We start from the raw sequence: 9672 nt of genomic DNA on the forward strand, positions 1-9672 counted from the left end.
CTCACTTACGGTAAGATTTTGGCCACGTTTTCCGCAATAATGGATTCCGTCATTTGCCCGACAAAGATTTCCTGTACTTCTCCGTCCGGATCGATAAAAAAAGTGGTTGGTATGGGCCCGATACGGTACAGTTTGGTTATATTGGACTGACGATCCATTAGAATCGGGAAGTTTACATCAACCTGTTTCACGAATTGCTCTACTGTAATGGCTGATTCTCCAATATTAACACCCAAAACCACCAGTCCTTTATCCTTAGAGGCTTCATATTGCTTTTGCAGGGCAGGCATTTCCGCTTTGCAAGGCTCACACCAGGTCCCCCAAAAATTAAGAACCACACCTTTTCCTCTAAGGTCAGAAAGGGTTACAGGTGTTCCGTTCAATTGCTCCAGGCTAAAGTTGGGAGCGTCTCGTCCCACTTTTATGACATTTGGGTCTTTAACAAAGCTTGAATATACTGCAAAAACCAGCGCCACAAGCAATATGCCGAGAATGGCAATTCGGACGGACGTTCGGTTTTTCGTGTTCATCGCCGCTTATTTTCCTTCCTCGTTCCCTTCAGAAATGCTCTTCCCTTGATCAGCGATTTTTTTCCATTTCAAACCTTGGTCGTTTGAGATATAGACGTCGTTTTTGAAAGTCGCAAATGACATTTGGTCTTCATCTGAAGGATTCTGGGCAAAATAGGCAACTGCGTCTTCGGTCAGAGCAGGAATTAGCAGGTTTTCTGCCTTCTTACTCGTCATATCCATTTTTTGCAGATACGCCTTGTTCTGGTAACCGCCGATGAACAACTCGCCGTGATTATTAAAAAATAATGCTGTAGCTTGTCCAGCCGAAACCAATTTTTCAAAAGTGTTGCCATAATCCTTGGAAAGGTAGACAGCGCTAGGTGTGCCAATAGCTATTACTGATGCTTCCGTAGGATGCACAGCCATGGCAGTCGGTTCCTCACCGAAGCCGTTCATTTGACTTTTTGTCCATGTAACGCCTTCGTCTATGGAATAGTAAAGACCCGGAGTGTTCATTTTAGAATTAGGCTGGGGGTTCATCACGTAAATGACATGAGACGAATAACCAACTGCCATGTTGTGAAAGTCTGTTTCCCCTTCAAGAGCCAGTGTCTGTAATGATTTTCCTTCATCAGTACTTTTAACGATTCCGAATGGATTTTTCATATCAGATCCCACTGCTGGATGACCGCTGCTGTAAAAACCGTTATCAACCGGGGAGAAACCCATATAATCGTGCTTTTCACCTTCTGGTATTTTCCAAATCCCATCTTCATATGCCTTTAATCCATCGTGAGCGGGAATCAAAACCCTTTTGCCATCTGTCGAAAAACCCAATCCGTGTATGTGCTCAAGATAAATCGCCCTATCCGCATTAATGCCGAAGATAGAAAGCACTCCAGTCGTCACCACCATAAGGACGGCTGCACTCAAGCCCCATTTTAAATAGCGCAGCATTTTGGACAACTGCAGACGTTTTTCCCTGTCTTCCTGTTTCTTCACATTTTTGAGCGTTTGGATTTGTCTTTTCGTAACGATAAACCAAACAAACAGCACAAGAGTTACTAAAGATGTACCTACCAGTGCAAGACCCATGAATGAAACTCCTTTCGCTTTTTCTCTCTTTTTCAGGAAACGATATCAAGAATCTGTATTATTCTAACCGCCACTTGTGAAGAAATTATGATGAAAGTAAGAAAGACTTGTGTCGAATCATTTCCTATAGATTGATGCATATGAATAAGGTATTGCTGGTGCTGAATGATGAATCTTCGCGAAAGTTAAAACGCTTATTCAGTCAGTAAAAAATGCACCTTTAAGAAGGTGCCGGATTATTACGACGTCATCACCCCTGAGGAAAGACAATACTCTCTTCAATTTCTATTTGTGTTGGATATGCAATGGAGTCAAAATTGCCGAACACAAAGCCATGCATGAAGGGAGGTTGTGGTGGCCTTCTGATAGGAGGTCGCAGGGATAGGAGATAATCTTTTATTTCTTTTGGCAGCCTACCTGATCGGGTTATCAATAACGGTGCATGTTTCCCTAGATGAGAAAAGAGCCCCGATATAATGGCAAGTCGCCAATCTCTTCTGTTTACGAAGGAAAATGCATCCCCTCTTCCCTTCTCATTCCGGTTCCACCCTACACGTGTTTCAGCGTCAAAAAATTGAGAGAATTGGACAGAAATATCAAATGAAGATGTACCTGAAATACGGACCACTTTTCCATCAGTCAAGCGATGCAAAGTCCGCTCAACCTCATGCGAAATGGTTGCTTCAGAACCGACGATGTAAATATTTATCTTCGGACGGGAATAGATAAATTGCTGTACTGGAGTCGGTATCCGATCCTTTTCTGTAAGTAACACGGGAATCCCCTGATGCATGGCGTAATTTGGTACGAACATACTTTCCTCGAACGTCTCTCCTGATAGGAGGAAGGCGTTTTTTCTTCCCTGTTCTGACGGGGGCGGATATGTCAAACGAAATTGAGAGGCTTCCACCGAAGTAGAATACGGATCTTGATTGCCGATTCGAATGGTGGAAAACCCTATTGTCTGAACCTCACGTTCAAAATACTGACTCACAGGACCAACTAAAAAGATCTGGGCTGGTACGTTCTTCCCCTCTGGAGACAATCGAAGGATTTCGTTTTTTATTTCCTCAGTAAGCCTTTCGGGGACAAGCATCACTGGGGCGTTATTTGGATCATGCACCAGGGAAGCAGAGGTAAAGGCGAAGGGAAAATGCGAGGAAGGTACCATCGTGATTGCATTTGGTTTCCAAGGCACCTTAGCCGTAGGGAATCCGGGATAAGCCATCTGAAAAGCATTTAACATAACGGAGAACACATCTTCTCCCCAAACTCTCGTGGTATCAGTGGTATTTCCGCTGAACATTTCGGTCACCTCCCCCAGCATCATATGTGTTGATACCCACAAAGAGTTCCTCATTTAATGGTATAGCCGTGTCGTCATCCATCCGGATGATTTGTGTGGCTGGCAGTACAGCCAGAACACCCTTCCGCATGACCTGCTGAAAAGTCTCGGATTTATTCTGTAACTTATCAATTGTGGTCCTTTGATAAAACGAATAGCCCGATTACATCTTCATTTTTTCTCCATAATCGTATGATATGCTTTCCCTAGTAGCAGTTGAGGAGGAGTGAATATGCTTAAGAAACGCACGAAGAAGTGGGTTGCACTACCAATCGTTCTGACGGGTGTGCTTGTGCTTTCCGCTTGCACAAATGGTGGCCAAAATATGCAAGGCCATGACATGTCAAATATGGAAAATATGAATTCCATGAAATCAGAAAGTGACCAGCAGCCAAAGCAAATGTCTGCCTCTTCGGATTCACCAATCGAGGTGCTGACTGGAAATACGTTTACGCTTACCGCCAAAGAAAGTATGCTTCATCTCGACGACAACACAATGAAAAATGCTTGGACGTATAACGGAACCGTACCTGGGCCGCAGTTGCGTGTCAAACAAGGTGAAACCATCAAGGTTGTCTTAAAGAACGAGCTACCAGAACCGGTTACCATTCACTGGCACGGGTTGCCTGTTCCGAACAATATGGATGGAATTCCGGGAGTAACGCAAAATGCGGTAAAACCAGGGGAGAGCTTTACGTATCAGTTTAAAGTAGAAGTACCCGGTACCTACTGGTACCATTCACATCAGAAGAGTGTCGATCAAGTGGACAAAGGGCTTTATGGATCAATTGTAGTGGAGCCTAAGAATCCCGAACCATTTGACAAAGACTTCACCCTTGTTTTGGATGAATGGATGAAGGACGACAGCATGGCTGACATGCACGGCGGTGGTGGTGCAGGAATGGATAAGAATGGTGGTAACTCCAGTAACTCAAGTATGGATATGAGCAGCATGAACCACGGAAGTAGCACCAACAGCTCCAGCATGGACATGAGCAATATGAACCACGGAAGCAGCACAAACAGCTCTGGTATGGACATGAGAAATATGAGCGATGCCGAAATGATGCCGCTGATGTACACCATCTTCTCTGTAAACGGGAAGACAGGGTCGGCTATCCAACCCTTGAAAGTAAAAGAGGGAGAAAAAGTAAGGATCCGTCTAATCAACGCAGGTTACCTCTCCCATAAACTGCATTTGCCGAGACATGACTTTAAAATCGTCTCGACGGATGGACAGCCGATTAACAACCCGCCCAAGATAAATGGACAATTACTCAACATCGCCCCCGGCGAGCGATATGATATCGAATTTGTCGCAAATAATCCGGGCAAATGGCTATTGGACGAACACAGCTCCAATCCTGGAGCAAAATCTTTGGCCGTTCCCATCGTCTATGAAGGATATGAAAATGTTTCTCCGAAAACAGATTCGGGCGATATGCCTTTGGTTGATATCACCAAATACGGGGAAGCAGCAAAAAGCAATTTCTCTCTGGAAGACAAGTATGACATCCAATATACAATGGACTTGGGTACGGATATGAGTAACGGCAAGATGGCTTTTACGATCAATGGTAAGACTTTCCCGAATACTGATCCCCTAAACGTGAAAGAAGGCGACCTGGTAAAAGTAAAGTTGGTAAACAAGTCTCCAAAAGACATTCACCCGATGCATTTGCATGGCCACTTCTTCCAGGTATTGAGTAAGAATGGTAAACCTGTTTCGGGATCTCCACTGGTGAAGGACACACTGAACATCTTGCCAGGTGAAGAATACGTCGTTGCTTTCAAGGCTGACAATCCGGGGAACTGGATGTTCCACTGCCATGATTTGGGCCACGCTTCCCAAGGGATGGTAACGGAAGTGAAGTACGATGGATTTAAGCCTGACTTTACTGTTGACCCTACAGCAAACAATATGCCGGAATAACAAGAAAAAGGGCAGAAACAATTGTTCCTGCCCTTTTGTATATGTACGAGGTTTGGACATAACCTATAGGTGTAAAGGTCCCGTTTTTATTAATTTCCCCGGGCTTTGGAGAAGCCGTCAAAATTGTCCATAAATGCACTCCCCGGTTCTTTTTTCGTTTAAACTAAACCTTTACCGATTCGTTTCCCCCTATCCAGTTGCCAAGCACATCTTTGTGGCCTTCCAAGTCAATGCCAATGGCCATGTAGGCGGCTTTGTTGATGATGGCACCGTCTTGTTTCACCTTGAAGTGAATCGCATCCAGGAACACCACCGCGTATACCGCCTGTAAGGGACGGTTTTGCCATTCTTTGATCAGCGGGACGATCTTGTTGGTCACGTTGGAGATGAGGGTAGGAGAAACCTCGATGCCGTAGAGCTGCTGCAGGTGATCCTGAATGTCGCGGGTAGAAACACCCTTGGCATACATGGCAATGATTTGGTCTTCGATACCCGTCACGTTCGTTTGGTTCTTTTTGACGATGGTCGGCTCAAACTCACCGGCCCGATCACGCGGAACCTGAATGTCCACATCGCCGTACTCGGAACGCACCTTTTTCTTGCTGTAGCCGTTCCGGCTGTTGGTGGTTTTCTTATTTTTCGTGTCGTGCTTGGCGTAGCCAAGTGACGTCTCCAGTTCGGCTTCCAGCATTTCCTGAAGGGTCTCGGCAAACAACTCCTTCAAGGCCGACTGGATGTCTTCCACCGATTGCATGTTCTTTTCCTTGATCCACTGCTTGAGTTGCTCTTTGGACATCAGGCTCATGGGCTCTCCCAACCTTTCTTTGAATTCATTGTACCCTATTTTGAAGGTTAGGAGTTTACACAAAATAGTTTATAGACTCTTAAATAAGGAGCAAGAGTTTCCCGTAAGTCCTCGATCGTTAAACCAAATTTAACTGCTAAGGTGGCTGCGTAAATCACTTCTCCCGCGTTCTCCGCTACAATATGGACTCCCAGTACTTTTTGCGTTTTGGCGTCCGCCACCAATTTGAATACACCCGTTGTCTCATAATTAACCAGAGCCCGTGGAACTGCATCTAACGGTAACACCGATGTTTTCACTTCAAACCCTTTGGCTTTCGCCTCTTCCTCTGTTAAACCAACAGTGGCAATAGAGGGATTCGTAAACGTGACACTTGGGACTACTCGAGGGTCAACCTTCCGCCTAGATACACCTAATGCATTACTTGCGGCAATGGCGCCCTCATAGGCGGCCACGTACACAAATTGGGGTCCTAAGGTTACATCTCCTGCGGCATAGATTCGGAATCTCGTTCGCAGATATTCATCAACCACGTGCTCCTCCTCTGCCCCCATAACATTATTAGATTAGAAATGAGGTTACCCAAAATTATAGACCACAGCAGGAACCATTTCCGGATTCCTTGTAACGTACTCCTAAAAGACGGCCAAGTTTGAAGGCATCTTCAACCGGTACTACTTTTCCTTCCGGATGTTTGTCAAGCCAATCCTTAGCTGCAGTTTCCGAGCTGAAGAAGTGGACTTCGTTACAAAAGGACGTCCTGACGGAAGCCATCTGTTCCGGTGTTACGATTGAAACAACGGCCGTCGACGGTTCCACGCTCACAACCCGATCCGGTTCCACCGTCAATTTTACAATCTCTCCAGTTCTATGGCAGGGTGATTCGATGTGAACGGTACGCCCGATGAGTTCCGGGAACATAAGAGTATCAAGAGCACACCACGCATATAATGGCTTCCCATCTACTTCAATACGATGAGGGGTAGGGATTAAGGTAAGACCATAACCGACTACCCGACCTTGTTCATCACGTTCCACACTGGGTAATTCCGAAAGAATATTCTCCACCTCTTCGACGGACTTTCCAGTTGTCTCTACAATGTCTTCAACGCTGACAGGTTCCCCCTTTGCCAACAATTCTAATAAAGGCTGAAAAAGCCACTTCATAGAACTTGCCTCTCCTTGATCAAACTGTTTGTTAAGCTGGTTCGCTAGTTGCTGAATGTCACTTTTCATAATTGTATCTTCCTCCTTTGTCTTTTAACCGGCACAACAGGAAAGCTTGGACACGTCTTTATCAAAGGTCAAAGCGGCTAATTTCAGCCCTTCTGCCACCGTTAAATAAGGCGCAAGAGTTTCCCGTAAGTCCTCGATCGTTAAACCAAATTTAATTGCTAAGGTGGCTGCGTAAATCACTTCTCCCGCGTTCTCCGCTACAATATGGACTCCCAGTACTTTTTGCGTTTTGGCGTCCGCCACCAATTTGAATACACCCGTTGTCTCATAATTAACCAGAGCCCGTGGAACCGCATCCAACGGTAACACCGATGTTTTCACTTCAAACCCTTTGGCTTTCGCCTCTTCCTCTGTTAAACCAACAGTGGCAATAGAGGGATTTGTAAACGTGACACCAGGGACTACTCGAAGGTCAACCTTCCGCCTAGATACACCTAATGCATTACTTGCGGCAATGGCACCCTCATAGGCGGCCACGTACACAAATTGGGGTCCTAAAGTTACATCTCCGGCGGCATAGATTCTGGAATTGCTGGTTCGCAGATATTCATCGACCACAATTTCTCCACGGGACCCAAGCTGAACACCCGCTGCTTCTAAGTTCAATGCTTGGGTATTCGGAGTTCTCCCAGTTGCTACCAGGATTTCTTCCGCTTCGACGGCTTGTTTCTCGCCATTCACAATAAGATGAACAGACTTTATGCCGTTATTTTCTTCAACGCGTTCAAAGGTAGCACCGGTAATCAAGCGGATTCCTTGCTCAGCTAACATTCGAGTAACCGCTTCGGATACTTCTGGTTCATATGTTTTTAAAATCCGGGAACTTCTCTGCATTAAAGTTACTTCCGCTCCTAAGTGGCGGAAGAATTGACCGAGTTCGAGAGCGATATAACCTGATCCGATCACTGCTAAGCGTTTCGGTACTTCTTTTAATTCGAGTACCGTCGTACTGGTCAGGTAATGGACTTCTTTTAAACCTGGAATATTGGGAACAGAAGGTGAAGCGCCTGTAGATATTATAAAACGCTTGGCTGTAATTTTTCGTCCATTTACATCAACCGTTTTCTCATCTACAAACCGGGCTTCTCCTTGGATTAACTCAAATCCATACTCATCGATTAAGTCCACATACTTTTGTTCCCGCAACTTGGAAACCAGTTCATTTTTCTGTTCAATTAATTGTCCTAAGTTAACAGGGCCTGCCGATGTTTGAAGACCTGCAAACGGATTCTGATGAGCCAAGTGATTGATTTCACCAGCACGCAAGAGGGTTTTTGAAGGAACACAGCCAATATTGACACAAGTACCGCCGATCGTGCCCCGTTCGACCATGGCAATCTTCACTCCATGTTTAGAAGCTTCAATAGCTGCGGAAAACGCGGCACCACCTGATCCGATAATCAGTAAATCATAATCTCCCTCTTTAGTCGATTCAGGAGTATCGACGTAAGCTATTTCCGGATCACCCGGCTTGTATCCGATTTTGGCAATCGCTTGTTTCACATTTTCAATTTCATTTTGTAGATCGATTTGAAAAGTCGCTTCTCCTTTTCTAAAATCGGCTGTTACATGTTTGGCACCAGCTTTTTTGATTGCTTTTATCACATGTTCTTCACAACCCGTACATGTCATTCCCTGAACCGGTATACGAATGTGAACTGTTGTTTTGGCCATTCGTTTTTCCTTCTTTCCTCATCATTCGTTGAGCTTATTACTTATTAAAAAAGTTTGCCCGTTCCTAATAGTTGAATTCCCTTACAGTTATTTACTCGATTTTTTCGACTCCGTATCCCAAGTCTAAAACAGTTTTCTTCAGTTCTTCTTTATCAGCTACATTTTTGTCGTAAATAACAATCACAGTTCCTTCAGTTCCATTGATCGCACCCCATTTTACACTTTGCACCCCTTTTAATCTTTCCAAGGCGCTTTGGATCGTAAACGTACAACTTCCGCAGGTCAACTCGTTGACTTTCAAGGTGGTCTTAGTTAGGTTTCCTTTGTTCGTGACTTGCGTCGATTGAGAATTTCCTGAAGCAGATGGGGTTGCAGAACATCCGGACACAACCAGTATTCCAATCAGCACAGCTAGAAAAAAGAGAGAGCCTTTTTTTATCATTGTTGGTCCTCCTATTATCAGTTAAAACCAATCTTTTACAATTGCTGTGTAAGTTAACATAGAAATTACAAAAAAGGTGGAGACCCATAGCGTGATCACGGTACTCCTTTTACGGCAACCACGACCATAGACCAAGTAAAACGAAAACGCGAGAAATCCCAGAGTGACCGCTACCAGGATCCCTTGATACTTTGTCGCAAAAATGGCAAGCGTTCCAGCAAACCCGGATAGACCGAGAGGGATCAAAATGAGCGGTCCCAAGCAACAACCCGCAGTGATAAAAGCAGTCACTACGGACACTAGGCTGCTCCATTTTTCTTTCATTCGCCTTCACCCCTCTGTTTAGGAGTACAGCAATCCACAGACGAATGATCTTGAGTCATTCGTTTCCATCCCATATACAGGGAAAAGGCAAACAGCAACATGAAAGCAATGATGGCTACTGTTTTATAAGCCATGAAATAGGCTCCCAAAGCTGTACCTGCCAGTAACGGAAGAATCAAAACCAAATGACAAGGACAAGTCACTAACGCGACAAGAAACCAACCAACACCTTTCAATGTGTCTCTCATCATGTTGACCACCTTATTTTTCCAATAATGTTTCAATGTGTAACTGCTAAACTAAATT

9 protein-coding genes and 2 pseudogenes are annotated in these 9672 nt (G+C 44.8%); 1 reads left to right on the plus strand and 10 read right to left on the minus strand.

The features are described from left to right. Window positions 1-5: 5 nt before the first annotated feature. The 3 genes from resA to EDM57_RS09495 form a co-directional block, all read right to left on the minus strand. A complete protein-coding gene (gene resA / locus EDM57_RS09485; protein WP_122904524.1) occupies window positions 6-530 on the minus strand; it encodes a thiol-disulfide oxidoreductase ResA in 525 nt (174 codons plus the stop codon). 6 nt (window positions 531-536) lie between these two features. Then, entirely contained in the window at window positions 537-1607 is a 1071-nt protein-coding gene (locus EDM57_RS09490; RefSeq protein ID WP_122904525.1) for a F510_1955 family glycosylhydrolase, read from the minus strand. 250 nt (window positions 1608-1857) lie between these two features. Further along, the gene (locus EDM57_RS09495) at window positions 1858-2913 is read right to left on the minus strand and encodes a cell wall-binding repeat-containing protein (RefSeq protein WP_170163419.1); all 1056 of its coding nucleotides are present in this window, start codon (window positions 2911-2913) and stop codon (window positions 1858-1860) included. A gap of 271 nt (window positions 2914-3184) precedes the next feature. Here EDM57_RS09495 and EDM57_RS09500 point away from each other — a divergent pair, with 271 nt between their 5' ends. Then, window positions 3185-4885 carry a multicopper oxidase family protein gene (locus EDM57_RS09500; protein WP_122904527.1) on the plus strand — a complete coding sequence of 567 codons (1701 nt, stop codon included), beginning with the start codon at window positions 3185-3187 and terminating at the stop codon, window positions 4883-4885. A 169-nt stretch (window positions 4886-5054) separates the two neighbouring features. On the opposite strand, the pseudogene EDM57_RS09505 reads toward EDM57_RS09500, so the two are convergent. From EDM57_RS09505 to EDM57_RS09535, 7 genes and pseudogenes are all read right to left on the minus strand, one after another. Continuing rightward, window positions 5055-5690, minus strand: a pseudogene (locus EDM57_RS09505) (IS256 family transposase); the annotation flags it as partial. 80 nt (window positions 5691-5770) lie between these two features. Next, window positions 5771-6220: pseudogene (locus tag EDM57_RS09510) on the minus strand (mercury(II) reductase); the annotation flags it as partial. Window positions 6221-6278: 58 nt separating this feature from the next. Beyond that, the gene (merB, locus tag EDM57_RS09515; RefSeq protein WP_122904528.1) at window positions 6279-6926 is read right to left on the minus strand and encodes an organomercurial lyase MerB; all 648 of its coding nucleotides are present in this window, start codon (window positions 6924-6926) and stop codon (window positions 6279-6281) included. Between the two features lie 24 nt (window positions 6927-6950). Further along, entirely contained in the window at window positions 6951-8600 is a 1650-nt protein-coding gene (gene merA, locus EDM57_RS09520) for a mercury(II) reductase (protein ID WP_122904529.1), read from the minus strand. A gap of 91 nt (window positions 8601-8691) precedes the next feature. Next, window positions 8692-9042: a heavy-metal-associated domain-containing protein gene (locus EDM57_RS09525; RefSeq protein WP_122904530.1), complete on the minus strand. Its 351-nt coding sequence runs from the start codon at window positions 9040-9042 to the stop codon at window positions 8692-8694. Between the two features lie 21 nt (window positions 9043-9063). Further along, window positions 9064-9366 (minus strand): mercuric transport protein MerT, encoded by a 303-nt coding sequence (merT, locus tag EDM57_RS09530; RefSeq protein WP_122904531.1) that lies wholly within the window; start codon window positions 9364-9366, stop codon window positions 9064-9066. Next, the gene (locus EDM57_RS09535) at window positions 9363-9614 is read right to left on the minus strand and encodes a transporter (RefSeq protein WP_170163420.1); all 252 of its coding nucleotides are present in this window, start codon (window positions 9612-9614) and stop codon (window positions 9363-9365) included. The genes merT and EDM57_RS09535 overlap by 4 nt, the downstream gene beginning before the upstream one ends. Window positions 9615-9672: the final 58 nt, after the last annotated feature.

Origin of the sequence: Brevibacillus gelatini (assembly GCF_003710935.1) — a bacterium.
Lineage (GTDB): Bacteria > Bacillota > Bacilli > Brevibacillales > Brevibacillaceae > Brevibacillus > Brevibacillus gelatini.

What these genes read in the sequence shown, in the direction of transcription:
- merA (WP_122904529.1), bottom strand. Translation starts at nt 8,600, where the DNA reads ATGGCCAAAACAACAGTTCACATTCGTATACCGGTTCAGGGAATGACA.
- EDM57_RS09490 (WP_122904525.1), bottom strand. Translation starts at nt 1,607, where the DNA reads ATGGGTCTTGCACTGGTAGGTACATCTTTAGTAACTCTTGTGCTGTTT.
- merB (WP_122904528.1), bottom strand. Translation starts at nt 6,926, where the DNA reads ATGAAAAGTGACATTCAGCAACTAGCGAACCAGCTTAACAAACAGTTT.
- resA (WP_122904524.1), bottom strand. Translation starts at nt 530, where the DNA reads ATGAACACGAAAAACCGAACGTCCGTCCGAATTGCCATTCTCGGCATA.
- EDM57_RS09500 (WP_122904527.1), top strand. Translation starts at nt 3,185, where the DNA reads ATGCTTAAGAAACGCACGAAGAAGTGGGTTGCACTACCAATCGTTCTG.
- EDM57_RS09535 (WP_170163420.1), bottom strand. Translation starts at nt 9,614, where the DNA reads ATGAGAGACACATTGAAAGGTGTTGGTTGGTTTCTTGTCGCGTTAGTG.
- EDM57_RS09495 (WP_170163419.1), bottom strand. Translation starts at nt 2,913, where the DNA reads ATGTTCAGCGGAAATACCACTGATACCACGAGAGTTTGGGGAGAAGAT.
- EDM57_RS09525 (WP_122904530.1), bottom strand. Translation starts at nt 9,042, where the DNA reads ATGATAAAAAAAGGCTCTCTCTTTTTTCTAGCTGTGCTGATTGGAATA.
- merT (WP_122904531.1), bottom strand. Translation starts at nt 9,366, where the DNA reads ATGAAAGAAAAATGGAGCAGCCTAGTGTCCGTAGTGACTGCTTTTATC.